A 26,875-nucleotide genomic window follows, 5' to 3' on the forward strand; every position below is an offset into this window, starting at 1 on the left:
GTGCCTAAATACCAGGAGGAATAATCAACCATAACGCGTTTGATATATTAATTGCTTTTAATAAAATTTGATTCTAATAGCAGGTTGATTATTAATAATAAAGCGCAAAGAAAGTCATTTTTATTGTACTATTAAACTTATTTACTTTCTATACATTTTTTGAAATAAGATCAGCGTAAGTTATTGGTGTTTACTAAGTAAGAAACTATACGATTCACCTATTCTCAAGATAAAATTATATTTTATTCAAGTCTATTGCTATAAGGTAAACCCCTAAAGTGAAAAATGAGCGGTTGTACGAATAGTAGTGAGGTACAGACCTCAACCTAAGGTCTGTACCTATGCTTCGATATAACGAGCATTTTAAGGAGACGAGGAGTAGCCATGGTTTTCAAATGATCGGCTTGTGTTTTTCTCCTCTTGTAGATATTCATACAATGGAAGCGCATTGGGCTGCAAGACTAAAAAAGCATGAGGAAGTTTAGGGACGATTGAGTTTGAAACCTCCGTCCAGCAGCAAGGTATTGCTCTGCTCAATTTTACTTGCGAGGATTTGGATGTGATCGCGAGATCAACGGATCCAGCGTAAATGTATTGATTCGTGATAGCAATGTTGCTGCCATAGACCAGTTTGTGCGAAACAGACTCGTGGGTGATAGTCTGTAAATAGCGAAGAGCCATGTCACCGAAAGGAGCCAAACCAGGTTGTGCTATGCCTATGCTTTGACACGATTCACTGAGCATATAGGTCGCTGGTGAGCCGATAGCTTCTTTTGTCCAAATCACAATAGGACTGTACGTGAATATTTCAGGAGGGTAAATGCCCATTCCTTTGGATTTTAATATGTCTGTATATTTAATGTTGGCAGAAAAGAATAAGTCAAAAGGTGCTCCTTGGAGGATTTGATTGGTGAGTGTACCAGAACTGCCTGAGATGATTTCTATGGTCTGATGGTGGGTCTTTTCAAACTCTACTTTTATTTCATGTAGCAAATCTACCATGCTCGATGCGGCAGCTACTCTGATTACCTGCGCCTGCAAGGTAAATGAATAGATAAAAAGCACAATGATCAAACAAGCCTTTGGATATAGATGCAATAGCATGTAGTATTGGAATTAAAATTTCAAAGCTACTATCAATGGATAATAATACTCTGAAAATTGGGATAATTCTGGCGATGTTGACCGTCATTATAGGTGCCTTTGGTGCGCATGGGCTAAAAGACACCTTGGTTGAGTATGGAACGCAAGAGACTTTTGATACTGCTGTTCAATACCATGGAATGCATGCGTTGGCTTTAATTTTTGTTGGGGTATTGGGATTGAATAATGAATCGAAGTGGTTGAATTGGGCCAAGTGGTTGTTTGTGGTAGGAATAGTGTTTTTCAGCGGATCGCTTTATGTGTTGAGCGTATCGGGAATCAAAATACTGGGAGTGATTACTCCAATTGGGGGACTTTGTTTCATCGCTGGCTGGAGCATGATGATTGCCTCACTCAAGAGCAAATAAATGCGGTTATAGTTTCCCAAAAAGAGTTCATTTTTGGGAAACTAGTATTTACCGAATCTCTGGATCGATGATTACTTCATAAGAATCTCTGATGTCTTGGATTGCCTCAGTTTTGAGTCGCTCCATATGGATGCCTTGCATATCTACTTTTGCACTGTCTTTGACCTCATCAAACGAAGGTTGTCGTCCACTACCTCGATCTACGAGCATGACAATATGATAGCCCTTGTTGGGCTGAAATGGACCAATCCAGTGTTTGTTGGATAATGCTTGTTTTTGGAGCTGCTCAGCAAAGCCTTCACCAAAATGATTGTCAATATAAGAAAGCGTCCTTTGGTTGTAATAGGTGTGGTACTTGAAGATGTCGCCTCGGCCATGCGCTTTGTCAAATGGGATGTCGTTTTGGTTCAGATCTTCTTTTTCTAGTATTGATTTGTAATCAAACAAAAAAGGAGCTGCAAAGCTCCTTTTTTGTTATTCTGTTTTGCCAATTATACGTCTACCTTCGCGTATTTAGCATTTTTCTCTATGAAGTCTCGTCGAGGAGCTACCTCATCACCCATCAACACGGAGAATAAATGATCCGCTTCTGCGGCTGACTCGATGGTTACTTGCTTCAAACTTCTGAACTCAGGATTCATCGTAGTAGTCCATAGCTGCTCGGGGTTCATTTCTCCAAGACCTTTGTAGCGCTGTAACCCAACGCTGTCTTCTTTGCCATCTCCGGCTAGCTCTTTGGCTACTCTGGCTCTGTCATCTTCAGACCAAGCATACCTTTCTTGCTTTCCTTTCTTCAACAAGTAAAGAGGAGGGAGCGCAATATATAGATAACCATTGTCAATCAATGATTTCATGTATCTAAAGAAGAATGTCAGAATTAGGGTTCGGATGTGGCTACCGTCAATATCCGCATCCGTCATGATGATGATTTTGTGGTACCTCAGTTTCTCCATGTTCAATGCCTTTGGGTCATCGTCCGTGCCGAATTTCACCCCGAGTGCAGTGATCATGTTCTTGATTTCTTCATTGTCGTAGATTCTGTGTTCTTGCGCTTTTTCTACATTGAGGATTTTACCTCTCAGTGGCAGGATGGCTTGGAATTTTCTGTCTCTACCTTGCTTGGCAGATCCACCCGCCGAATCTCCCTCAACCAAATACAATTCACATTGTGCAGGGTCTCTTTCTGAACAATCGGCCAATTTGCCTGGTAGTCCAGTACCTGATAGTACATTCTTTCTCTGTACCATTTCACGGGCCTTTCGAGCTGCGTTTCTTGCCTGGGCAGCCAAGATGACTTTCTGAACAATCATTCTGGCTTCTTTTGGGTTTTCCTCCAAGAAAGTATTCAAAATGTCACTCACACTCGTATCGACAGCACCCATTGCGTCGTTGTTGCCTAGTTTGGTTTTGGTTTGTCCTTCGAATTGGGGTTCAGCGACTTTGATGGATATAATGGCGGTCAAACCTTCTCTAAAGTCGTCTCCAGTGATGTCAATTTTGATCTTGTCCAGCATGCCAGACTTGTCTGCATAGGTCTTGAGTGTACGGGTGAGGGCTCGTCTGAAACCCGCTACGTGCGTACCACCTTCGATCGTATTGATGTTGTTGACATAAGAAACCACATTTTCAGAATAGGAAGTGTTGTATGTCAAGGCCACTTGAACTGGAATCCCGCCTTTTTCTCCTTCCATATAGATGGGAGTAGGGATCAATTTTTCTCTTGAGCTATCGAGGTATTCTACGAACTCTACCAGTCCTCCTTCAGAGTGGAAGGTGTCACTTTTGAAGTTTCCATCATCTTCGGTTTCCCTCTCATCTGTGAGGTGAATGGTGATGCCTGAGTTGAGGAATGAAAGTTCTCTGAGTCGGGTAGCTACGGTTTCGTACTTGTATTCGCTGACAGTGAAAATGCTGTTGTCGGGCATGAAGTGTACATGTGTACCCGTGATGTCAGTGGTACCGATCTCCTTGACAGGATATTTGGGAATACCGCATGAGTATTCTTGTTGGAAAATTTTGCCCTGACGGTGTACGGTTACCTCCAGCATCGTAGAGAGTGCATTTACACAAGATACACCCACACCGTGCAATCCACCTGATACTTTATAAGTGTCCTTATCAAATTTACCTCCAGCGTGCAAGACAGTCATGACGACTTCTAGTGCTGATTTTTTTTCTTTTTCGTGGTAGTCGGTTGGGATACCTCGACCATTGTCAGTGACGAAAATCGAGTTGTCTGGTTTGATGGTGACATGGATCGTGTCGCAATGTCCGGCAAGTGCCTCGTCGATTGAGTTATCGACTACTTCCCAAATCATGTGGTGAAGACCTTTGATTCCAACGTCTCCGATGTACATGGCAGGTCTTTTGCGTACTGCCTCAAGTCCTTCTAGAACTGTGATATTACTAGCTGAGTATTCTCCGTTTGGTTTTTTATTTTCTTCGCTCATTTCCACTTTTTAAAATCCTCCAAAGTTACTAAAATTACGGGCGTCTGGACGGTAAATTTTATAGTTTTTTGAATGGAAATCAAGGATATCAACGGCACTTTGATAAATTGCGTCTCAGAGTCTATAATCACACAATTTTCTAGAAATCATGCCAATCATCACTGAGGGTTTTTCTCTTAAAAACCATAATACATTTGGCTTGGATGTAAGCGCCAAATGGTTTGCGGAAGTACATACTGAACAGGAGCTCCAGGAAGCAATTCTTTGGGCGAAAGAAAGGGAGGTTGACCTGTTTCTGCTAGGCGGAGGATCCAATGTGTTGTTGACACAGGATTTGGATTGTTTGGTCGTGATCAATGCCATCAAAGGCATAACAGTCTTGTCGCAAGATGAAAACCAGGTGCTAGTCCGTGCGGCGGCAGGTGAGATTTGGCATGATTTGGTCGTGCATTGTATTCATGAAGAATGGGGGGGGATTGAAAATATGTCTTTGATCCCTGGTACCGTAGGGGCAGCACCGATGCAGAATATTGGAGCGTATGGCGTAGAAATCAAGGACGTCTTTGTCTCCTTGACTGCCTTGCACCGTGAGACTTTGGAGACCAAAGTTTTTAGCAAAGACGAATGTCAGTTTGGATACAGGGAAAGTGTGTTTAAGCGGGATTTGAAAGGACAATACATCATTACCTCGGTCACGCTACGTCTCTCTAAAAAACCAGTGGTCAATACCACGTATGGTGCGATTACTGAAGTGCTAGATAGCAAAGGCATAGCCGAACCTTCGATCAAAGATGTAAGCGAAGCTGTGATAGACATTAGGAGGTCAAAACTGCCAGACCCCAAACAGATCGGCAATTCTGGAAGCTTTTTTAAAAACCCAGTGATCACTGTTACTCAATTTTCTGAATTGAAAAAACAATATCAAATCCCTGGTTATCCACAAGAAGACGGTCAGGTCAAAGTCCCAGCGGGTTGGTTGATCGAACAGGCTGGTTGGAAAGGTAAGCGTCTGGGTAACATTGGTGTGCATGACAAACAAGCCTTGGTGCTTGTCAACCATGGAGGTGGAGAGGGGAGTGCAATCTATCAACTGGCCATGGATATACAAGCTTCCGTCCAATCCCAATTCGGAATCGAAATACTGCCTGAAGTGAATGTGTTGTAGTTTACCTGGTTTACTTGTTTTGCTAGTTTTGAATCATGGTTCTTGATGATTCCAAAATCTAGCTTATAATCATCGAGAATTAAACCCTCTCAGTTTGATTTGGGTCAGTTTTCGTTTGGTGTCCATAGGGAAGTCCCCCTTCATCATCCAGTCGTAGTATCCTGACTCTACTTTGAGGATTTCTTCTACAGGTTTGTTTTTGTGCTTGCCAAAGTTGAACACCTCTACACCATCTTGGTTGAATACAAATCTACCTGCTAGATCAACCATGTTGGAAGCTGATAGCTGGTGGAGGCTATCAATGCTGTTTTCAAGCACACCGATTTTGTTTCCCATAGGATCGATTACTTCTTGGCCTTGGTATCTTTCTACCTGCGCTTTGATTACGGCGGTGGTGGCAAGTGTGTCTGCTTCTGCGCCATGAGCACCTTCTAGCACCTTGTTGCAGTAGAATTTGTACGCAGCAGTCAAGGTACGTTTTTCCATCATGTGGAAGATCTTTTGTGCATCGACGAATTTCCTGTTGGAGGTATCAAAATCCACCCCAGCTCTTGAAAATTCTTCCACCAGCAACGGGATATCAAATTTGAGACAATTGAATCCTCCAAGATCTGCCCCACTTAAAAAAACAGACAACTCCTTAGCTACAGATTTAAAGGTAGGTGCATCTTGGACGTCTTTGTCGTAGATGCCATGGATCATGCTCGATTCCAGAGGGATCGGAATCTCAGGATTGATCCGGAGTGTTTTGATGATCTCTTCATTGTTGGGGAGTATTTTGACGATTGATATTTCTACGATTCGATCCAGTGAGATACTTGTGCCTGTAGTTTCGAGATCAAATATCGCTAGTGCATTTTTTAATTTGAGTTCCATGTAGTGATGTATTGATTACGCTATGATTTTGTCAGCCAATTGCTTCAAATCCATCGCTCCAAAATTGCCAGAACTCATCATCAACAAGTTGTGATTAGACCAATTTTGTGATTCTAAATAAGATTTTAATTCAGAGGACTCTGAAAATACTTTCAGTTTTTTGTTCTTAAAAAAACCTTTCAAATCTTCCTCTGAGAGATCTGTGGGGTAATTTTTAGCCGCTAGATTTTTCTTGTCGAAATAGATGATTGCTTCATCTGCTTCATCCATTTTGCCAGCATAGTTAGGTAGAAATTCCTTGTTGAGACTGCTGAAAGTATGCAATTCAAAGCATGCAGTCAATCTGCGGTCAGGATAAAGTTCCTTTAAGCCCTGTACGGTAGCCTTTAGTTTGGACGGTGCATGTGCAAAGTCAGAATAAACCGCCGTCTGTGCATTTGATTTGATGAGGTTGTTTCTTTTGTCTGCGCCTTCATACGACTGTATCGCCTCAAAAAATTGTTCTTTGGTGATCCCTAGTAGGTCTAGGACTTTTCTCGCGCCATCTATGTTTTGCATATTGTGCTTGCCAAATACCTGTAGTGGATACTCATCTTTGAGAAAGAACTGACCATTCTTTACGGTGTACTTTGGCGTCTTATAAGGGATGCATTTTACATCGTCACGCTCCTTGCTACCTATCAATACGGCCATGCGGTCATCTTCACAGTACACGATAGACCCTGCCTTTGGCGAACTATCAGCCAAGAGTTCGAATTGCTCGATGTAGCTATTGATAGTAGGGTAAACATTGATATGGTCCCATTCTGTACCGCTAATGAGTGCGATATGGTGCTCGTATTTGAGGAACTTGGGTGATTGATCAAGCGGTGAACTAAAGTATTCGTCTCCCTCAATGATGATGACGGGTGCATCAGACAAGTGAATGGGATTGTCCAATCCTTTGATTTTGGCACCTATCAGATAGTCTACAGGTTTGTGAAAATATTTGAGAACATGAATGATCATGCCAGTAATGGTTGTTTTGCCATGACTGCCTGCGATCACTATTCTTTGTTTGTTTTCGCTTTGTGAGCGAATAAACTCTGGATAGGATAATATTTTGAGTCCTAATTCTTGGGCTTTTTTTAGTTCAGGGTTGTCAAATTTGGCATGCATGCCGACAATGATCGCATCCAATCCACTGTGTATGTTGTTTTCATCCCATCCTTCAGATGCGGGTAATAGGTTGTTCACCTTCAAGTTGGATAACGCAGGATCGTAGATTTTGTCATCCGAGCCAGTGATATTCAGACCTTTATTTTTGAGTGCAATAGCCAAGCTGCTCATGACAGCTCCACCAATAGCAATGAGGTGTACGTTTTGGAAGTTATTGTTCATGCTTTCTCTTCTAAGTATCCAAAATTAAGACAAATACTTAGGTGCGCAAATTAATATTTGCGATTGACTTGATATGTCTTTCTTATGTTAGATCAAAGTTAAATTTAGGTATTGGTTTACATCTGTAGTTGACAATTGTATATAGTAGTTACTGTTGACAAGTTGTTAGTTAGTCTTCGTGACAAGAGTCGGACATAGATAAGCTGTTTGTTTAGGTTTGCTTGTTGAAATTCAAAATTGATAAATACTTTGTAAATGGATATAAAAGGATCAGAAGCGACCACAGACAGAGGGAACAAAAGAGACCGTGGCATGACTCGAAAAAAGGCAGGACTCAGTGAACTTTCCGTTCAGATGGGTAAAATCCCACCGCAAGCGACTGATCTAGAAGAGACTGTTTTGGGGGCATTGATGCTCGAAAAGGATGCTGTCACAGCAGTGATTGATATTTTGAAGCCAGAGAGTTTTTACAAAGACGCTCATGCCAAAATCTATGAGGCCATTGTTCAGTTGTTTAACAAGTCTGAGCCCGTAGATTTGATGACTGTCACCATGCAGTTGAGAAAGAATGGTACGCTGGAGATGGCAGGGGGTGCCTATCAGGTGGCAGAACTCACCAATAAAGTCAACTCTGCTGCCAATATTGAGTACCATGCCCGTATCATCACCGAGCAGTCTATCAAGAGAGAATTGATCAGAATCTCTTCTGAAATCCAGTCAGATGCCTTTGAGGATACTCAGGACGTATTTGAGCTCTTGGATCGGACAGAGCAGGCTTTGTTTGAGATTTCCGAATCCCATATCAAGAAGAACTATTCGGGAATGCAGCAGTTGATGCATGAGGCAATTCTGCAGATTGAATCACGAAAAGATCATCAGGATGGTTTGACTGGCGTACCTACGGGTATGACCGATCTAGATCGTGTGACTGCAGGATGGCAACCCTCGGATTTGGTCATCATTGCGGCGAGACCAGGTATGGGTAAGACTGCCTTTGTCGTCTCCGCGATGCGCAACGCAGCAGTAGATTTTGGAGAAGCAGTGGCGATTTTCTCTCTAGAGATGTCTTCCATCCAGCTGGTCAATAGATTAATCTCTGCAGAGGCAGAACTAGAAAGTGACAAGATCAAGAAGGGCAACCTCGCCGATCACGAATGGGAACAATTGGTTCACAAGACAGCAAAACTGACCGAGGCACCTATATTTATAGATGATACACCAGGTCTAAGCATTTTGGAGTTGAGAGCCAAATGCCGACGACTCAAAGCACAGCATGATATCAAATTGATTGTTATCGATTATCTACAACTCATGTCTGGAGACAGCTCCAAAGGTGGTGGCGGATCAGGCAACAGGGAGCAGGAGATTGCATCTATTTCGCGAGCCCTCAAAGGGATCGCCAAAGAGCTGAATGTACCAGTGATAGCTCTGTCGCAGTTGAGTAGAGCAGTGGAGACCAGAGGTGGAGACAAGCGCCCACAGCTCTCAGATTTGAGGGAATCGGGATCTATCGAGCAGGATGCAGATATGGTGATGTTCCTCTACCGACCGGAGTATTACAATATCACCGAGGATGAGGATGGTATGCCAACTGCAGGTACGGGTGAAGTCATCATTGCCAAGCATAGAAATGGCTCGCTAGAAAATGTAAAACTCAAATTTATCGGTCGCTTTACCAAATTTGCCAATTTGGATAGCTCATACCCAAGAGGAGACTATAGCGGATTCCCAGATGCCAGTGGTGCATCCAGTTTTGATTCAGCACCGAGCACGATGACCTTCCAGTCCAAAGCCAACGATGAGCCTGCCTCTGGTAATGATCCTGCACCATTTTAAATTTGGCGGTTGAAAGTCAGATTCCTCGAATCAATTCTCCAATATCAAGAATTCTACTCTCCTGTTTAGTGCGCGGTTTTGTGGGGTGTCGTTGGGGACGATGGGACGGTGGCTGCCATAGCCTTTGTATTCTAGACGAAACTTGCTGATGCCATTGGCGACTAGGTAGTCAACCACTGCCTTGGCTCGGTCTGTTGACAACTGGTCATTGAATCCTTGTGAACCGACATTGTCGGTGTGGCCTTCGACTTGAATCTTGACCCTCGGATATTTTTCTAAGTAGGTGTTCAGTCTCTTGAGTTCCAATAGTGAACTCCTCAGCAAAGTGGCTTTTTCAAATTCGAAATAGATATTTTGCAACGTAAAGGTATTGCCTACTTCGGCAGGGCCAAAGTACTCCTCTTCGATAGGGGCTAGTGCAATAGGGTCAGGGAATATAGATTCGTTGGGGTCGAGAGGGATCACTTTGACATCATCGATGAAATAGTAAGAAATCATCGGTTGCAGATGTTTGGGGAGATTCTTATCTCTGCCTGAGATGAATTCTCTTTTGGTTTTCTTTGGATCTAATTCAGAATCTGGTCGAAAGGTGCCTATGGTCAAAGCCAGTTCGTCTCCTTTGGCAGTGAAGGTTCCTGATACTTTGGTCCATCCCTTGTTGTCATGTAGAGAGACAGATGGGTCACTGTTGATTTGTGGTTTGTAGTAGCCGAGATCCATGGCTTGCCAGTCAAAATGAGGCAAGTCTCGTGTAAAATACATCCCGATGCTGTTGATCGAGAACTCACAGGCATCGGCAAGATTGATCCAAAACTCGCCATAGTACTGATGTCCTGCTACCAGAGGCTTGGTGAGCTGTACCATGACGAATTCGCGGTGGTTGGCAGGTACACGCCAGCCCTTTCCACTCTTGGAGGTCAAGTAGCAGATCAAGCCAATGTAGGATTCACCACTGTGAGCTTCTTGTTGGCCAAACATATTTTCGGGTATCCCCATAAATCCGTCCTTGGCACAGCCATGAAAGAAGTCGGGAGAAGGGTCTGCCGTTCCGAAGGGAAACCATGATTTGACATACTCCAGTTGGTTCATAGAAAAGGGACAATCCCAAATTTCCTCGAAACTAGGGTTGATGACCATGTTTTGAGCGTATCCTCGGGCGGAGAGAAGGTAGCTTGCCAGCAAGACGAAATACATTTTTTGCATTGCTGCAATATATACCCGAATTATAGGTCTGCCAATTAGGAGTTAATAGAAAATGTGTGATAGTGAATCACAGTGACGCAATTGCATAATTTATGATTAAAAGAATATTGATTCCGTGCGACAAAAGAAGTCGGTCAGTGAGATGAATAAGTATGGCTAATGATTTAAGTTTGCCGCTGATTGTATGAAGTGTTTTAACGCAAAAAATATTTTTCCAGCTCTGTTGCTGTTGACTGTTTTGCTGTCTGTATGGGCCTGCAAAGAGGAGGAGGATTATGTGCAAGACGATCCTAGTCTGGATATGGTTTTGTACAATGTAGATAGCCTGGTGCAGGTGCAATACATTTTAGACTCCCTAGGTGATACGCTCAAGATCATGGATGACACACTCAAGTATTATTCGGATTTGGCGAGTGACTTGACGGATAGTATATTGGTATTGACGGTGTTGATTGAAAATGGGGATGATTCTTATGTGCAGATTAGAACGGATCTTAGTAATCAATTGATTAGTATCAATCTGATTTATAATGAATTCTATTATGAGGACTCAATTCTGGATGCTTCATATAAAGAAAAGACAGCAACTAAATCTACTATCAACAAAGGGAGTTTAAAGATCAGTTCTATCACCAACAAAGTCAATGGGCAGGTGGTGTACTATGAAGACAGCGCGACAGTTTGGCCTTTGCCCTTGGATATGAACAATGATGTCTCTGATTTGATTTTAGAGATTGGAGGCAAAACATATGATATTAAATTGAATTACAACAGATCGATCATCACCAATGAATATGGTGAGGTACTGGTCAAGACCTATGGTTTCACCGAAGATCAAATAGAATACTCATCTGGTATTGATAGTATCAAATTGAGATGCAAAACTTTAGATTGTATAGATTTTGAATCGACCTTGTATATATATTTTTAGTGGATTGCTGGTCTTGATGCTGATGGTTCAGACGGCTATTGCACAAGAAGAAGAGGAAGAAATGCAAGAAGAGCAGATCCTGATCAGTCAGCAGGATAGTCTCATCATCAAGAAGATGCCTGTGCTGTCTAGCGTGTCTGTGTTGTTCGACTATGGCAAATTGGTCGGGCTGGTACTAGATACTGAGTCCAAATATGAGATCGGAGGCCAGGTAGAGTTTTTGAATAAACTGGTCGTGATTGGAGAGTATGGTATAGCCACGCTCAACCCCAGAGGATCCTATGTCAATGCTGCGTATGTTTCTGAAGGCAGTTACTACAGGGTAGGCCTGGGCTATAAGATTGACATGAATGAAAAGAATAATTTCATCTTCAGTTTGAGATATGGCAGTTCTACCTATTCTGATCAAGGGGAGATTCAAATTCATAGTGCTTCTGGAATCTATGATCCTTTGGTTCAGTCTTTTGATAGGGACGATATTACAGCCTATTGGTACGAGGCAGTGATGAGTTCTGAAAAGCGTGTTTGGAAGGGGTTGTATGCTGGGTTTCATTTGCGTTTGAGGGTGATGGGGGACTATGATGATCAATTGCCTCTGGATGTCTTTTCCATCCCTGGATATGGGCGTACATTTGACAAAACGGTACCTGCCTTCAACCTGTACATCAAGTATTCTCTAGAGAGATTCTAATCTTAGGGTGATCCCCAGCTAGTTTCTTGCCATTGGCTCTAAGCCAGCAGTATTAGCCAGTAGTAAAAACCTCGTTTTTTGCAAAATCTATTTCGCAAATCTGTTGCTCGTATGGCATGGGGTGTTAATTTTGCGGATGGCAGAAAAGATCATCATTCTCGATTTTGGTTCTCAATACACCCAGTTGATCGCAAGACGCGTCAGAGAGCTAAATGTATATTGTGAAATACACCCTTTTAGTAAAATTCCTGAATTTGACGAAGATGTCAAAGGCTTGATATTGTCTGGTAGCCCTTGCTCTGTGAGACAAGAAGGCAATCCTGATATCGATTTGGATTCATTGATAGGCAAGCTACCAATACTGGGAGTTTGCTATGGCGCACAGCTAATTGCTCATAAATCTGGCGGTGAGATATTGCCATCAGAAATAAGAGAGTACGGACGTGCCAACCTATCCAAGGTAGATACCCATAGTGAGTTGCTCAAGGAAGTGAACATTGGCTCGCAAGTATGGATGTCTCACGGTGATACAATCCTCAAAGTACCTGCAGGCTATGAAATCATTGCCAGTACGGACTCAGTGAATGTGGCAGCTTTCCAAAGCACACAGCACCCAGTATGGGCTATTCAATTTCATCCAGAAGTAACCCACTCAGAGGATGGTAAAAAGCTATTGAGAAATTTTGTAGTCCATATCTGTCAATGCAGCCAAGACTGGACGCCAGATGTTTTCGTGGAATCTACCGTAGAAGGGTTGAAGGCACAGTTGGGAGATGATCAGGTGGTCTTGGGATTGTCTGGGGGAGTGGATTCTTCTGTGGCAGCCATGTTGATCCACAAGGCAATAGGCAAGAACCTGCACTGCATCTTTGTTGACAATGGATTGCTGAGAAAGAATGAGTTTGAGCAAGTGCTAGAGTCGTACAAAGGCATGGGATTGAATGTCAAAGGAGTCAATGCATCTCAGGAATTTTATGCTGCATTGGCAGGGTTGACTGATCCTGAGGACAAAAGAAAAGCCATTGGTAGGGTATTCATCGAGGTGTTTGACAAAGAAGCTCACGCCATCCAAAATGTGAAGTGGTTGGGGCAAGGTACCATCTATCCAGATGTAATCGAATCGGTATCTGTCAACGGTCCATCTGTGACTATCAAGTCTCACCACAATGTTGGAGGGCTACCAGAAAAAATGAAAATGAAAGTCGTCGAACCTCTCAATACTTTGTTCAAGGATGAAGTGAGAAGAGTGGGGCGTTCTTTGGAAATCGACGAGGCGATATTGGGTAGACATCCTTTCCCAGGTCCAGGTTTAGGGATCAGAATATTAGGAGACATCACAGCAGAGAAAGTGCAGATACTTCAGGAGGTAGATCATTACTTTATCAAAGGTTTGAAAGACGCCGGTCTCTATGACGATGTGTGGCAAGCAGGGGCGATGCTATTGCCAGTACAATCGGTAGGAGTCATGGGTGATGAGAGGACTTATGAGCGAGTCGTGGCGTTGAGAGCTGTGAGCAGCGTAGATGGTATGACAGCCGATTGGTGTCACTTGCCTTACGAGTTTTTGGCCAAAGTTTCCAACGATATCATCAACAGAGTAAAAGGTGTTAACAGAGTGGTTTATGATATCAGTTCAAAACCACCTGCTACGATTGAGTGGGAGTAAACCACCGATCAATAGGCATCAGCCTCGATGTCTTTTTTTATTTCAGAAACTATCAGGTCGCAGAATTCTTTGAGTTCTGCGATTTGCGTTTTGAGCAAATCCAAATCAGTTTGTTTCTTAGCATTGGACTCCAAATTCCTGATGTGAGTAGAGACCATTTCGATGTTTAACAAGAGCAACGAGGGCTTCAGTTTGTGTACCAATCGCGCCACTTCAGTCCAGCTTTTTTTTGTCTGAGCAGCTATAATTTCCTCTATATTGCCTGGAGTATTTTTGACCACTGTTGCCAACATGTCTTTGATAAAATCCCTGTCATCGTCACTGATTTCATACAAGTAGGAGTAGTCTAGCGGCAAGGGTAAATCAGCTTTGTTCATAGAAGTTTTGTTGTCAGTGATATTGTTTGGGGCAAATTAAGACTAAATCCTTTGAATTAAAAATGGATTTATCTGTCAAAACATGAGGTTTATGATCATAGATAAAATTTATGACTAACGTTTAATTATTTAAAAATCAGATATTTGATTCATTTTGATTTAATTAATTGATTAAGTGAACTTACTAGTTTGCTCCTTGGGTAGAATTGTTGTGAGCTAGGTGTAGGTTGGGGGAACAGAGCACATACTTTTGATCCTCGTTGATTGAAAACAGGAGAGAGTGATTAATTTTGAATCTTAACAAGAATATACCGTGATGGAAAAGCCTGCTTTTGAAGATATATTTATGGAACTAGCTGTAAACCTAGCTAAGCGATCGCACTGCATCAAACGCCATGTAGGAGCAGTACTCGTGAAGGATACACGCATTATATCTATTGGCTACAATGGCCCTCCATCTGGCACTCACAACTGTGATGAGGAATTTCCTGAGACGGGTTGTGCGCAAGACTCCAAGGGGAGCTGCTCTTTGGCAATACATGCCGAGCAAAATGCCATATTGTATGCAGTCAAGAATAATGCATCGGTAGATGGATCGACGCTCTATGTGACACTTTCGCCGTGCTTGTCTTGCGCCAGAATTATCTACTCGATGGGGATCAAAGAAGTGGTCTATTTGAAATCTTATGCAGAGTATAAGGGACTGGAGATGGATGAAGGAGTCGAGTTCTTGGAGACCTTTGGAGTGAAGTGTCACAAGTACAAGGGAGAGATTGTACATATCACTTCCATGATATAAATAAGGAGGTAAAAAAGAAGGGGCTGCCCTTGCGGTGCAACCCCTAAACCAACCTAACCTAAACTTACCTTTAAAACTTTTACCGTTAATTTATCTCTTGACTATTAGCTAAAACTGTGCCAAAAAGATTGAAGGTAAAAGTTAAATTTCTTTGTTGTTTCAATCAACTCTTACAAAAGTAGGTCATGGAGATAAGTCCACAAACATTTATTCATTAATAAATGTTAAAAAAGTCAAAAATAAGTGATTCTCTTAGTGATTAGGAGAACCCCCGATGTAAGTAATTGTTTCTAATTTAGAATAAATATAACATTATATATATCGATCATATTGCTGCTTGCTACAACACATCTGTATTGAATATATCTTGGCATTTTTTGTTGATCATTTTTCTTGGAATCAGTAGCTACTTGTGACTGTTAAGTAGTTTACCACTGTGCTAAGACGGGTAGAAATTAGGATTTGATAGACTATTATGCTAGTCCCAAGTGTTAGTCCAATGATGTGTTCATCATTGGTTTACTCTTCCTTGATTGCCTTATGAGTGTTGAGCCACTCTTCTCCTTTTTTATCCATGAAGAAATCCATCCAGACATAGTACATGATTTTGTTTTCATCTACAGTGACAGAGTGGCTAGAACCAAGAGGAATGTGCAGGAGCGAATACTGTGGGAAATCTACTTGGGCATCATCTGCATAGACAATTACATCATTGTCTGTGAGTCCTAGGAAAAGCTGCTCAAGCATGGGGTGTTCATGTGGATCCACTTTGTCAGGCCCTTTGGTTTGTACCGTACCCATGGCTATACGTGGAATATATTTATTAGGTAGGATGGTTCTGCTGACGGTATTGGGACTTTTGATTGCTTCGGTATAGGGTTCACAATCTGTGAACTTGGCATAGTAGACATTTTGGGTGTTTTCTGTAGGAAACTCTTTGAGGTCTAAAAGATCTTGCTCGGTCAGTTTACTTGATATTTTTAAATAGTGAAGCGTATCTTTCTTGTTTGTTTTTACTGTAATGACTGGTAGACTATTTGGTAGTAAAATTGTCTCTGGAACAATTTCATAATTTTCTTTGGCAGCCACTACTGTTCCATTGCCTTTGAAAAATAAGTAAATAGTCTTGTGTCCTACTTGGGTTTGCTCTTTGATGACTTGTTTTCCATTGATGGTAATATGCTCGATGTTGATACCGTTTATTTCACCTTGCAGTATAGATGACGAACTATATGGATTGGTTGTCGACCTCTGTGTAAGCAATTCTTCTATCGGAATCTCTTGACCAAAAGTATTGAATGACCCTAGCGAAAGTGTCAATAGAAGAAATAGCAAAAAAGAGTGTTTCATATCAAGTGTCGTTAAAGACCTACTTAAACAGCGAAGCTTTCTCCACATCCGCAAGTACGGGTGGCATTAGGATTGATGAACTGAAATCCTTTGCCGTTTAGGCCGTCTGAGAAGTCTAGCGTGGTATCGAGTAGATAGAAGAGGCTCTTTTTGTCTACGATGACTTTTACGCCATTGTCTTCAAATACATCGTCCTTTTCGGTGATTTTGTCATCGAATGAGAGGTCGTACATCAGTCCAGAGCATCCTCCTCCTTTGACAGCAACTCTCAAGTTGTGTGATTCGGGATGACCTTCGCTTTGTTTCAACTGCACGATTCTGGCAAGTGCTTTTTCTGATACTTTCAACATAGTACTTTTCTATTCAATATTATTGGATGGAACTCTTTAGCTTGATAAAAAGTTTCACTCTCTTTGCAAAAGTAAGGATTTAAATAGAATTATTATAAATAATAATTCCTCCATTCGTATGAAATTAGAGCACATCGGTATTGCAGTCAAAAATCTTTCTTCCTCCAATGAGTTGTTTGAAAAGTTGTTTGGGCAAGCTGCGTATAAATTTGAATGTGTAGAGTCAGAAGGTGTCGAAACATCTTTTTTTCAGCTAGGAGCGTCAAAGATAGAGCTACTACAAGCTAGTGATCCAAAGAGTGCAGTCTCCAAATTCATAGAAAAGCGAGGAGAGGGAATTCACCATTTGGCCTTTGAGGTGGAGGATATCGAACAGGAGATCGCTCGGCTTAAATCCGAAGGTTTTGAATTTGTACAAGAGCAGCCTAAACTAGGTGCTGACCATAAAATCGTGTGTTTTCTGCACCCCAAGACTACCAACGGAGTTTTGGTAGAATTATGTCAAGAAATCAAAGAGTAATGTCACAAGAAGAGAAAAGAACCGAAATAGGAGAAATAGGAGAGTTTGGATTGATCGATCGTATCGCTGAATCATTCAAAACAGTCAATACTAGTACACTCATTGGGATTGGCGATGACGCTGCGGTCATAGATGCAGGTGAGCATGTCAAACTGGTGTCAACTGACATGTTGGTCGAAGGGGTTCATTTTGACCTTTCATATATGCCATTGGAGCATTTGGGCTACAAAGCTGTGGCAGTCAATGTATCGGATATCGCAGCGATGAATGGTATCCCTAAGCAAATCACCATAGGGTTGGGATTGAGTAACCGGTTTTCAGTGGAGGCTGTGGAGTCCTTTTATAGAGGAGTCAAATTTGCCTGTGAAGATTATGCTGTAGATTTGATCGGAGGAGATACGACTTCTTCGCCAAGAGGATTGATTGTCTCTGTGACGGTCATTGGAGAGGCTGCAAAAGAGAAAGTGACCTATCGCAAGAATGCGGAAGTCAATGATATTATCTGTGTGACGGGTGATTTTGGCGGTGCACTCATGGGTCTACAGGTGTTGGAGAGAGAAAAGGAAGTGTTTAAAGTCAATCCTGATATGCAACCTGATATATCGGAGTATGAATACCTGGTGAAACGACAATTGAAACCTGCTGCTAGAATGGATGTGATATACGAGTTGGCTGATGCGGGAGTGATACCAACCTCGATGATAGATGTGTCGGATGGTCTGGCATCTGAACTATTTCATATCGCCAAGCAATCTGACGTAGGTATCACCATCTATGAAGACAAGTTGCCATTTGATGAATTGACATACAGGACTGCGGTAGAGTTTAATCTGGATCCAGTGACCTGTGCGCTCAATGGAGGGGAAGATTACGAGCTTTTGTTTACAATCAGTCAATCGGATTTTGACAAAATTAAGAATCTGCCTGATGTCACCACAATTGGTTTTGTTGACAAAAAGGAAAGTGGGCATAAGCTGATCACCAAAACTGGAAAGACTGTGCCTCTCACTGCACAAGGGTGGAAGCATTTTTAGGAAAAGCTCGTATTCTTTTATGTGTATATACTGTGTTTTATTTCTGGATTAAGAATTAATTTTGAGTCGAGAATTATTAACTTTTATGAGCGCAGCTTCCATTTCTTCTAACAAGATTAAAGTCTATTTGGATAAACCTTATGTAAAGGTTTTATGGGATACTGAAGATGGCATTCTTATGAGCCGTTGGTCAGGCTTTTGTACATTTGATGAGATCAAGGCAGTCAGTGTGCGTATATTGGATGCGGTGGTTTTGGAAGGAGCCAAGAAGGTGTTGTATGATGCGCGTGAAATTGAAGTGTTGGACGATGAGTCGCAGGAATATATATCTGGAGCATTTACCAGAGAGATGATTCAGTCGGGGATTATGTATTCAGCCACTGTGTTTCCTGATGATGTGTTTGCCAAATTCTCCGTGGACGATATACACAAGAGTCTCAAAGGAAGAAAAATCTCAAATGTGACTTATTTTCAATCCTTGCCGAGTGCCATAGAATGGCTCAAGAGTAAATAACCTACAATTTTTGTTACGAACAGAGAACTAATTCAGATTTAATCCCGCAGCTAGGTGGGATTAAATCTGAATTAGTTCTCTACAGTTGGAGATGCTTTACATCTTATATCAATCAAGTTTGTAGTAGCGTCCGAAGCTACTTGATATCCAACAACTCTACCTCATAGAGTACTGGTGAGTAGGGTCGTACATTGGTAGTGATATACCCCAAATCGAAAAGTTCCTCACGCAAGTTGCTTGGTATGACTTGAACACTGCTGCCAAATGCGATATCCGAAGGCATAATAAGCAATGCCTTTTCACCTTTTTTCATTTTCATTACTCCCTGGTGAAAACCTTCTACCAACTGATCACTTCCCATGTTTACAACCAGAGGTTTGCCCGCTGTGGTCTCCTGGATCAATGTCCCATCTAGGTATCTGCGCTTGAAATTGAGCGTTACCTGACTGTAGGTATCGGGAGTATCTCCATCTCCTGCTTCTAAGGTTTTGAAATAGAGACCCGAAGAGGAGGGAATCACATCGTCGAGATTTTGATCTGAGATGTATGCCTGAATCTGCTCAATTTCATTTTCGAACACATCGCTCTCTGATTGCGCATCAACGAGCTCCATCTCTACAATGAAGTTGCTGTATGGTGCAAACGCCCTATCCTCTGGCGAGAAGCCGTTGTAGGCAGTATAGGATGGTAGATAAAACCTTATCTTTTCGCCTACTTTCATGACACTGATACCGTAGTTGATACCCTCTGGGATGATGGAGTTCCAGTTGAATTTAAAACTAACTGTATCATCTAATATACTTTCCAGACTGTCACCATCCAACGTTTTGATGTGGTACCTCACCAACATTACATCACCTGATTTGGGTGTTGCGCCACTGGTATTGGTTGTCAATACCTCGTAGTACAACCCGTAGGCTGATTTTTCTGCGTTGATGTTGTTTTCTTTGAGATAGTTACTGATTTCTTTGTCACTTTGTTTCTGTTGTTTTTCAAAGTCGGATTCTTCGATACATCCAAATGTTACCATAGCAAGTACTACCATAATCCCTGCTATCATTTTTCTTTTTTGCATAGTAATTGTCATTTTATATTGTGTGTTTTCTGCTCCTAAAGACACGACAGAATGGTAAATGGTTGGTAAGGAATTGTCTGTATTTTGACAAATCTGTTGCTCATGGATAGTGGAGTAGTTAGTCATAAATATATTCCTGATGTATGATAAGTAGTTCTGCACAACATGCCTCTTTGGTTTCAGGTCTGCACTATATCTTTGCGACCATGCACATGAATGATACGATAGTGGCGCTGGCTACAGCGCCGGGAGTTGGAGCGATAGCAGTAATTAGACTTTCTGGAACCGAGAGCATCAGGATAGCTGCGACCTGTTTTGATGGCAAAGATTTGTTGACTCAAAAAACGCATACAATCCATTTTGGGAACATCAAGGATGGTGATGAAATCGTCGATGAAGTGTTGATTTCCTTGTTCAAAAACCCAAACTCCTTCACCAAGGAAGACAGTGTCGAAATTTCATGTCATGGCTCACAGTATATCATCAACCGCATCCTGCAACTGATGATCAAACAAGGAGCAAGGCTGGCCATGCCAGGTGAGTTTACACAGCGAGCATACCTCAACGGTCGCTTTGACCTAGCACAAGCCGAAGCAGTAGCTGATTTGATCGCCTCCGAAAATGAATCTTCTCACGCGGCAGCTCTCAACCAGATGCGTGGTGGCATCTCCAAAGAAATCAAAGCCCTGCGTGAAAAACTGGTGCATTTCGCCTCCATGATCGAGCTCGAACTGGATTTCTCTGAAGAGGATGTGGAGTTTGCCAGCAGAGAGGAGCTCAAAGAACTGATCAAAGGGATTGATCAAGTATTGGTCAAGCTGATCGATAGTTTCCAACTTGGCAATGTGATCAAAAATGGGGTGCCTGTGGTGATCGTAGGGAAGCCCAATGCAGGCAAATCTACCTTGCTCAATGCGCTACTCGAAGAGGAAAAAGCCATCGTATCGGATATCGCCGGTACGACACGAGATACCATCGAGGACGAGATCAACATTGGAGGAGTGAAGTTCCGCTTCATCGATACGGCGGGACTCAGAGAGACCACCGATCAAATCGAAGCTATAGGCGTGGCCCGTGCAGAACAAAAAATGACAGAGGCATCTTTGATCATGTATCTTTTTGATCTTTCGACCGAAGGACTGGATATCATCTTGGATCAAGAACAAAAGCTCATCGAGAAGGGTAAGCCTTACATCCTTGTCGGTAACAAGCGGGACAAAGTGGAGTCAGAACCTACAGAGCTATTAGAAAACGAACATTACATATCTATAGCTGCTAAGCAGGAGGTAGGAGTCATAGAACTCAAAAATATGATATTTGCCAAGAGCCAAATGTCAAACTTCAAGACGGGCAATGTCGTCGTGACAAACGCTCGCCACCACCAGTCGCTCATCAATACCCAAAACGCACTGCACGATGTAGTGCGCGGGATCGACAACCAGATCACCAATGATTTTCTTGCTCAGGACATCCGACACTCGCTCTACTACCTAGGTGAGATCACAGGAGAGATATCGACTGATGATTTGCTAGATAATATATTTAGCAAGTTTTGTATCGGAAAGTAATTATATGTTTCACTTAAATTAAATAATCTATGACAGACCCCTCATTACAAATGTTTTTACTCGCCTTTATGGTGGTCACGACTTGGATGATGGTCTTTTGGGCTCAGTTCAGGAAGTTGATTTCTATAAAAGTAGAAGCCAAAAACATAGAAGAAATAGCACGGTATAACAGACTTAAGCGAATTAGTGGCTGGTATTGGCTAATCTTCTCTGTATTTGGTGTCATGACAGTAATTTACGCTGTAGCACCAGACTTTTATTTCTTGTTTATGCCATTGGATATGTTTCATCATCCAGTCATCAACACCATGGGACTATTGATTTTAAAGATTTCAATAGTTTGGATAGTGATCGCACAACTGGATATTGACAAAGAACTTTACAAATATTCAAGAAACATCAATAGTCTCTCTGCTATGGAACTGGTCAATTATACAGAGCGAAAGTTATTGACTGGTATGTTGGTGTTGTTTGTGGGTTATTTCATCACTATTACCAACCTGATTGGGTTGCTATTGGTCATAGTAAGCTTTGTTGTCCATGCCAATGTTTTTTCTAGAAAATCAGCAACCCCATCTTAATTAATCTACGTTTTAATTACATCATTTCGGAATTGAAGAATATTAAGAATATACCAACTATTGCTGTACTGCTGGCGATGTATGCTATAGCAATGGTATCGATGTATTCTCATCAGTACCAAGATTTTTTGGTTCCCAATGAATACGGGCAACACAGGTATGTGTCTTATGGAGAGATTCATTTCACTCATACTGTTCCTGTAGAGTATATTACTTCTGCACAAACCGCTCCTTCATATCGTTTGACAGATGGTAACGAAACTCATCTCTGGGGTATTCTCGTGGCACATGCTTTTCGATTCAAAAGTCTGTTTTCTAGACTCATGGTCGATATGCTTTATATATGTGTGGAGCATAACAAAGCGGTTCTGCTTTATCCTTTTCATTTCTTTTGGTAATCCCTCTATATAGCATTGCGTTTTTGCAATGTTTTCACTTTTTGTTTTTCAGTATCGATTGCTAATAGCAACCGATCGCATCGTCATTAAATAAATTATATTATGGAATTAACAACTATCACTGGGTTAGTGGTCATAGCCCTGTGCGTAATGATTTTTGTCATTATTCATAAAAGTAGAGTAAACAAGGAAAGGGAACTCGTCAATGGATTAAAAGCGATCGCCTTGTCATGCAACAGTGACATTCAGGAGGTTGAGTGTGGTTTGGAGTTTGCCATTGGGATGTCAGATGTCAAAGATTATGTATTTTTTTATAAAAAGAGACAGGACTATACCAACGAACAATATGTCCCTTTGAGTGCAGTAGGCAAGTGCTATGTGCAATCAGTCAGGCGCCCACATCCAGCCAAGGGTTCTACTGAGGTAATCATCGACAAGTTGGACTTGATTCTGGAGTTTAAAGACAAAAAGCTGGGCCAACGTCGGTTCGAATTTTACAATTCAGACGAGCGTCTTCAGATGAACGGTGAGATGCAACTCATTCAGAACTGGGAGTCGATCATCAATAATTGTTTGAAAAAGTAGATAATGTTTTTGAACAAACCCTGAGATTAAATTTCAGGGTTTTGTTTTTATTGTTAAAGGTTGATTACTACTGACAACACTCAGTCTCCTTGAATGTGTGGTACAAAACAGCTAGATTGATACCGTAACATCAGGAGCGGAACATGGAGGTTTGCTTTTACTCCTCCCAGCAGATAAAAACAGTAGTCGAATGAAGCATATATTGATCTTAGTTCTTTGTATGGTTGGTATGTAGACCAAATGTCTGCACTAATTGAGTAAAACCTGAATTGATCAATTCAGGCAGTGTAGGCATGAAGAGTCAATTAGTGGGAAAATTCAAAACCGAACATGACTATAACGGATGTGTTAAAATAAATCAATAAACAGCTAGTTACCGATTGGTAGGGAATAGTGCGTACCTTAAACATACTACGGTAGGGATCGTCAGAGCCAACCAAGATAAAACATGCCAAATACCCGTCCCCATGAGGGCTGCTAGCAGCCCGAAAACTGTTAATATGGCAAGAATGATAGGGTACTTCCAAAAACGTACAAATACAGAATTCATAAATTTTAACTTGCAGGTTCCAATGATTTTTCTTCTTCTAGCTCCTCAAGTCTCTTGATTTGAGTTGATTGTGCTTTTCTACGGCCACCCACAGATACAATCCACTAATCAATACCACGATGGTGATGAGGTCAAAAACGGTCCAAAGTATTCGGCCAACTCGCCAGTTTTGCTCGATGAGAGCGGGTTTGACGAGCCTTTCGGTCAATGGTGTCTGACCTTTGACAAATACAGCATAATGATGCTTGCTCGTAAATACCGTTCTAGGAAATGCAACAATGGATGTCGACATGCCGGGAGCATCCGCAGTACACCATTGATGAGAGGCCATGAATGACACTTTGAAACTGTATATTCAGGGTCTTTTTTTATACTCCCAATACAACATCTAGCGCATAAAACTTTTTACACAATGCTCGCCAATGTAATTCTCAATCAATCGTTGGACATAAGCCCATCTATGAGAGTTGGTGTGGAAAATGGTGCTAATCCTCGCTTTCTTGGGTTGTAAACACTGCGATCGATGAGATTGTCAAAACCAATGGATTGCAATTTAAATAGTTGATGTTCACTATCCATACTCCATGTGCTGAGAAGTCAATTCAATAGCAACAAGCTCTATATTAGATAGTTTAGGTGTTTGTCGTAATTTGTTAGAGAGTTACGCATGCTCATTGTTTCATGATGACTACAATGTGATACTGTCTTATAGTAGTTTGCACAACTTTTACCCTCCTTTATTAATGCGCCACGGGTTTTTAAAACTAACTTGAGGGTATGATCATGGATATCTCTATTGAACAAATCTCTCCATATTTAGAAAGTTTAACAGCAAAACAAAAGGATAAGCTCATACTTCAACTATTGAAAACAGATAAGGAGATGATTGAGCGTCTTTATTATGAGTGTATTGCCATTCCTTATAATATATTTTCTAAGTTCTGTATTGGGAAGTAGATACTCACTTGAACTATTGCCCCTTTTTGTACAATTTACAGACATTGTATTGTTGTCCAAGCTTGCAGTCTTTTGATGAGTCTCAAGCACCAACCTGAATGAGGCCATGTTAGACAAGAAGAAGCTGTCTGAAAGAGACATTTGCACCAAGTATATTAATCCTGCCATCCAAAAGGCTGGATGGGATATGAAACGTCAAGTGCGTGAAGAGGTGTCCTTTACCGATGGGCGAATCATTGTCCAAGGTAAAATCCATACGCGAGGCAAGCAGAAGAGAGCCGATTATATTCTCTATGCCAAAGATGCTGAACCCATAGCGGTCATAGAGGCAAAGGATAACAACAAACCAATAGGTTCTGGAATGCAACAGGCATTGGAATATGCCGAGATACTACAAATTCCCTTTGTGTTTACTTCCAATGGAGATTCATTTGTGTTTCATGACAAGACGCTATCAGAAGGTCAGTTGGAATCTGAAATAGCATTGGAGGAGTTTCCATCCCCTTCAGTACTTTGGGAAAAGTATTTGGCCTATAAGGGTATAGTGACACCTGAGGCAAGAAAGATAGTTGAACAAGAATACTATCCTGATGACAGTGGCATGAAACCACGCTATTATCAGCAAAACGCCATCAATAGAACAGTGGAGGCTGTAGCCAAAGGCCAAGACAGGGTTATCCTGGTGATGGCTACTGGGACAGGCAAGACCTATACGGCATTCAATATCATCTGGAGACTTTGGAAAGCGGGTGTCAAGAAAAGAATTCTATTTCTGGCGGATAGAAATGCATTGTTGACGCAAACCAAGAACGGGGACTTTTCACCCTTTGGGAACGATATCATGCATATCATTAAGAATCGCAAAATCGATAAGTCCTATCAGATCTATTTTGCCTTGTATCAGGGGTTGACAGGAAATGAAGAAACTAAGAATGCATACAAAGAATTTAGCAAAGACTTTTTTGATCTGATCGTCATAGATGAGTGTCACAGAGGCAGTGCTTCTGAAGCCTCTGCATGGCGTGAAATCTTAGATCATTTTGAGTCTGCTACTCAGATAGGATTGACTGCTACTCCCAAGGAAACCAAGGATGTATCTAACATGGAGTACTTTGGTGAACCTGTCTATACTTATTCACTCAAGCAAGGTATCGAGGATGGTTTTCTAGCACCATACAAAGTGGTAAGAATCACAACAACAATCGATGAAGGTTGGAGGCCAACGGCTGGATTGAGGGATAAATATGGCAATGAGATACAGGACAGAATTTACAACCTCAAAGACTATGATAGGAAACTGGCAGTCGATGAGCGCACCCAATTGGTCGCTCAGAAAATCACGGCGTATCTAAAAGCTACAGATCGATTTGCCAAAACCATTGTTTTCTGCATAGACATAGATCACGCCAACCGCATGAGGCAAGCTCTCATCAATGAGAATGCCGACATGGTAGCCAAACATCCCAACTTCGTAGTGAAGATCACGGGTGACGATGAAGTAGGCAAACGGGAGCTGGACAATTTTACAGATGTGGAAGAGCGGTTTCCAGTGATTGCCACCACCTCCAAGATGCTTACTACGGGTATTGATACCAAAATGGTCAAACTGGTCGTACTGGAAGCCAATATTGGCTCTATGACCGAGTTCAAGCAAATCATCGGTAGGGGAACAAGAATCAGAGAAGCAGATGGCAAAGTGTACTTTACCATTATGGATTTTAGGAAAGCAACCAATCTGTTTGCTGATCCAGATTTTGACGGTGATCCTGTTCAAATCTATGAACCGTCACCAACAGAACCTGTGGTGCCTCCAGAGGAAGAGACAGATATAGAAAATGAAGTAGGTGACACGACTGCACACCCACCTCCTGGTGGTGTAGGTATTGATATAGTGGGTGGGGATGAATCTGAACCGAAGAAGTATTACGTCAATCAAATTCCTGTTTCGATTGCACACGAAAGGGTTCAGTACTATGGTTCGGATGGGAAATTAATCACTGAATCGCTCAAGGACTACACCAAGAAGAACGTAAACAATGAATTTGCTTCGTTGGATGATTTTATACAGCGGTGGAATAGTTCTGAGAAAAAGGAAGAATTGATCAAAGAACTAGCCGAACAAGGCGTTTTGATAGAGGCATTGAGAGAAGAGGTGGGGCAAGACATGGATGCGTTTGATCTCATCTGTCATGTGGCCTTTGATCAACCAGCACTCACACGTAAGGAAAGAGCCAGTGCGGTCAGGAAAAGGAATTACTTCACCAAGTATGGAGCGGTGGCCCAAAAGGTCTTAGAAAGTCTCTTAGCCAAATATGAAGATGAGGGCATCACGTCCATCGAACAAGGAACAATCCTGAAAGTCAAACCCTTAAACAAATTGGGCTCTCCGGTAGAATTGGTCAGGGCCTTTGGAAAGAAAAAGGATTTTGTGGATGCAGTGGTAGAATTGGAACGCGAGATTTATAATACAGGTGCATAAGAATGAGCGATATCATTACTTTTAACACG

At 41.8% G+C, this 26,875-nt stretch carries 26 protein-coding genes; 15 read left to right on the forward strand and 11 right to left on the reverse strand.

The features are described from left to right. Window positions 1-363 precede the first annotated feature (363 nt). A complete protein-coding gene (gene modA / locus N6H18_RS12245; RefSeq protein WP_262308564.1) occupies window positions 364-1,104 on the reverse strand; it encodes a molybdate ABC transporter substrate-binding protein in 741 nt (246 codons plus the stop codon). Window positions 1,105-1,139: 35 nt separating this feature from the next. On the opposite strand from modA, the gene N6H18_RS12250 reads away from it, so the two are divergent. Next, window positions 1,140-1,511 carry a DUF423 domain-containing protein gene (locus tag N6H18_RS12250; protein ID WP_262308565.1) on the forward strand — a complete coding sequence of 124 codons (372 nt, stop codon included), beginning with the start codon at window positions 1,140-1,142 and terminating at the stop codon, window positions 1,509-1,511. 48 nt (window positions 1,512-1,559) lie between these two features. Here the strand turns inward: N6H18_RS12250 and N6H18_RS12255 are convergent, their stop codons facing one another. Then, a complete protein-coding gene (locus N6H18_RS12255; protein WP_262308566.1) occupies window positions 1,560-1,958 on the reverse strand; it encodes a peptidylprolyl isomerase in 399 nt (132 codons plus the stop codon). Window positions 1,959-2,002: 44 nt separating this feature from the next. After that, window positions 2,003-3,961, reverse strand: coding sequence for a DNA topoisomerase (ATP-hydrolyzing) subunit B (gene gyrB, locus N6H18_RS12260; RefSeq protein WP_262308567.1), 1,959 nt, complete (start codon window positions 3,959-3,961; stop codon window positions 2,003-2,005). A gap of 148 nt (window positions 3,962-4,109) precedes the next feature. Here gyrB and murB point away from each other — a divergent pair, with 148 nt between their 5' ends. Then, complete coding sequence (gene murB, locus N6H18_RS12265; RefSeq protein WP_262308568.1) at window positions 4,110-5,126, forward strand: UDP-N-acetylmuramate dehydrogenase; 1,017 nt, start codon at window positions 4,110-4,112, stop codon at window positions 5,124-5,126. A gap of 69 nt (window positions 5,127-5,195) precedes the next feature. On the opposite strand, the gene N6H18_RS12270 is transcribed toward murB, so the two are convergent. Continuing rightward, entirely contained in the window at window positions 5,196-6,002 is an 807-nt protein-coding gene (locus tag N6H18_RS12270) for a 3'-5' exonuclease (protein WP_262308569.1), read from the reverse strand. Window positions 6,003-6,017: 15 nt separating this feature from the next. Beyond that, window positions 6,018-7,382: a UDP-N-acetylmuramate--L-alanine ligase gene (locus tag N6H18_RS12275; RefSeq protein ID WP_262308570.1), complete on the reverse strand. Its 1,365-nt coding sequence runs from the start codon at window positions 7,380-7,382 to the stop codon at window positions 6,018-6,020. Between the two features lie 255 nt (window positions 7,383-7,637). On the opposite strand from N6H18_RS12275, the gene dnaB reads away from it, so the two are divergent. Beyond that, on the forward strand, window positions 7,638-9,218 hold the full coding sequence (gene dnaB, locus N6H18_RS12280; RefSeq protein ID WP_323131508.1) for a replicative DNA helicase: 1,581 nt from the start codon (window positions 7,638-7,640) through the stop codon (window positions 9,216-9,218). Window positions 9,219-9,248: 30 nt separating this feature from the next. On the opposite strand, the gene N6H18_RS12285 is transcribed toward dnaB, so the two are convergent. Continuing rightward, complete coding sequence (locus tag N6H18_RS12285) at window positions 9,249-10,421, reverse strand: OmpA family protein (RefSeq protein ID WP_262308571.1); 1,173 nt, start codon at window positions 10,419-10,421, stop codon at window positions 9,249-9,251. A gap of 184 nt (window positions 10,422-10,605) precedes the next feature. On the opposite strand from N6H18_RS12285, the gene N6H18_RS12290 reads away from it, so the two are divergent. The 3 genes from N6H18_RS12290 to guaA all read left to right on the forward strand — a co-directional run bounded on the left by N6H18_RS12290 (window position 10,606) and on the right by guaA (window position 13,709). Then, the gene (locus N6H18_RS12290) at window positions 10,606-11,352 is read left to right on the forward strand and encodes a hypothetical protein (RefSeq protein ID WP_262308572.1); all 747 of its coding nucleotides are present in this window, start codon (window positions 10,606-10,608) and stop codon (window positions 11,350-11,352) included. After that, the gene (locus N6H18_RS12295) at window positions 11,324-12,043 is read left to right on the forward strand and encodes a DUF6048 family protein (protein ID WP_262308573.1); all 720 of its coding nucleotides are present in this window, start codon (window positions 11,324-11,326) and stop codon (window positions 12,041-12,043) included. The genes N6H18_RS12290 and N6H18_RS12295 overlap by 29 nt, the downstream gene beginning before the upstream one ends. 136 nt (window positions 12,044-12,179) lie before the next feature. Beyond that, complete coding sequence (gene guaA / locus N6H18_RS12300; protein ID WP_262308574.1) at window positions 12,180-13,709, forward strand: glutamine-hydrolyzing GMP synthase; 1,530 nt, start codon at window positions 12,180-12,182, stop codon at window positions 13,707-13,709. A gap of 8 nt (window positions 13,710-13,717) precedes the next feature. On the opposite strand, the gene N6H18_RS12305 is transcribed toward guaA, so the two are convergent. Beyond that, window positions 13,718-14,086, reverse strand: a complete 369-nt coding sequence (locus tag N6H18_RS12305) for an Hpt domain-containing protein (RefSeq protein ID WP_262308575.1) — start codon at window positions 14,084-14,086, stop codon at window positions 13,718-13,720. Window positions 14,087-14,402: 316 nt separating this feature from the next. Here N6H18_RS12305 and N6H18_RS12310 point away from each other — a divergent pair, with 316 nt between their 5' ends. Continuing rightward, a complete protein-coding gene (locus tag N6H18_RS12310) occupies window positions 14,403-14,885 on the forward strand; it encodes a deoxycytidylate deaminase (RefSeq protein WP_262308576.1) in 483 nt (160 codons plus the stop codon). A gap of 519 nt (window positions 14,886-15,404) precedes the next feature. Here N6H18_RS12310 and N6H18_RS12315 read toward each other — a convergent pair. Both N6H18_RS12315 and N6H18_RS12320 read right to left on the reverse strand, forming a co-directional pair. Further along, window positions 15,405-16,235: a hypothetical protein gene (locus N6H18_RS12315; protein ID WP_262308577.1), complete on the reverse strand. Its 831-nt coding sequence runs from the start codon at window positions 16,233-16,235 to the stop codon at window positions 15,405-15,407. Window positions 16,236-16,258: 23 nt separating this feature from the next. After that, window positions 16,259-16,585: a HesB/IscA family protein gene (locus N6H18_RS12320; protein WP_262308578.1), complete on the reverse strand. Its 327-nt coding sequence runs from the start codon at window positions 16,583-16,585 to the stop codon at window positions 16,259-16,261. Window positions 16,586-16,703: 118 nt separating this feature from the next. On the opposite strand from N6H18_RS12320, the gene mce reads away from it, so the two are divergent. The 3 genes from mce (at window position 16,704) to N6H18_RS12335 (ending at window position 18,653) form a co-directional block, all read left to right on the forward strand. After that, complete coding sequence (mce, locus tag N6H18_RS12325; protein WP_262308579.1) at window positions 16,704-17,105, forward strand: methylmalonyl-CoA epimerase; 402 nt, start codon at window positions 16,704-16,706, stop codon at window positions 17,103-17,105. Further along, complete coding sequence (thiL, locus tag N6H18_RS12330) at window positions 17,105-18,139, forward strand: thiamine-phosphate kinase (protein WP_262308580.1); 1,035 nt, start codon at window positions 17,105-17,107, stop codon at window positions 18,137-18,139. The genes mce and thiL overlap by 1 nt, the downstream gene beginning before the upstream one ends. 85 nt (window positions 18,140-18,224) lie before the next feature. Then, window positions 18,225-18,653 carry a hypothetical protein gene (locus N6H18_RS12335; protein ID WP_262308581.1) on the forward strand — a complete coding sequence of 143 codons (429 nt, stop codon included), beginning with the start codon at window positions 18,225-18,227 and terminating at the stop codon, window positions 18,651-18,653. A gap of 136 nt (window positions 18,654-18,789) precedes the next feature. On the opposite strand, the gene N6H18_RS12340 is transcribed toward N6H18_RS12335, so the two are convergent. Further along, window positions 18,790-19,728, reverse strand: a complete 939-nt coding sequence (locus N6H18_RS12340) for an FKBP-type peptidyl-prolyl cis-trans isomerase (protein WP_262308582.1) — start codon at window positions 19,726-19,728, stop codon at window positions 18,790-18,792. Between the two features lie 206 nt (window positions 19,729-19,934). Here N6H18_RS12340 and mnmE point away from each other — a divergent pair, with 206 nt between their 5' ends. The 4 genes from mnmE to N6H18_RS12360 all read left to right on the forward strand — a co-directional run bounded on the left by mnmE (window position 19,935) and on the right by N6H18_RS12360 (window position 22,860). Next, window positions 19,935-21,296 (forward strand): tRNA uridine-5-carboxymethylaminomethyl(34) synthesis GTPase MnmE, encoded by a 1,362-nt coding sequence (gene mnmE, locus N6H18_RS12345; protein WP_262311611.1) that lies wholly within the window; start codon window positions 19,935-19,937, stop codon window positions 21,294-21,296. Between the two features lie 29 nt (window positions 21,297-21,325). Next, the gene (locus tag N6H18_RS12350) at window positions 21,326-21,877 is read left to right on the forward strand and encodes a hypothetical protein (protein ID WP_262308583.1); all 552 of its coding nucleotides are present in this window, start codon (window positions 21,326-21,328) and stop codon (window positions 21,875-21,877) included. Window positions 21,878-21,909: 32 nt separating this feature from the next. Next, on the forward strand, window positions 21,910-22,275 hold the full coding sequence (locus tag N6H18_RS12355; RefSeq protein WP_262308584.1) for a hypothetical protein: 366 nt from the start codon (window positions 21,910-21,912) through the stop codon (window positions 22,273-22,275). Between the two features lie 102 nt (window positions 22,276-22,377). After that, window positions 22,378-22,860 (forward strand): hypothetical protein, encoded by a 483-nt coding sequence (locus N6H18_RS12360; RefSeq protein WP_262308585.1) that lies wholly within the window; start codon window positions 22,378-22,380, stop codon window positions 22,858-22,860. A gap of 587 nt (window positions 22,861-23,447) precedes the next feature. Here N6H18_RS12360 and N6H18_RS12365 read toward each other — a convergent pair. Further along, window positions 23,448-23,741: a PepSY domain-containing protein gene (locus N6H18_RS12365; RefSeq protein WP_262308586.1), complete on the reverse strand. Its 294-nt coding sequence runs from the start codon at window positions 23,739-23,741 to the stop codon at window positions 23,448-23,450. A 732-nt stretch (window positions 23,742-24,473) separates the two neighbouring features. Between N6H18_RS12365 and hsdR the strand changes: the two genes are divergently transcribed. After that, window positions 24,474-26,846 carry an EcoAI/FtnUII family type I restriction enzme subunit R gene (gene hsdR / locus N6H18_RS12370; RefSeq protein ID WP_262308587.1) on the forward strand — a complete coding sequence of 791 codons (2,373 nt, stop codon included), beginning with the start codon at window positions 24,474-24,476 and terminating at the stop codon, window positions 26,844-26,846. Window positions 26,847-26,875 lie beyond the last annotated feature (29 nt).

The organism is Reichenbachiella agarivorans (assembly GCF_025502585.1).
GTDB classification, from domain to species: Bacteria; Bacteroidota; Bacteroidia; order Cytophagales; family Cyclobacteriaceae; genus Reichenbachiella; species Reichenbachiella agarivorans.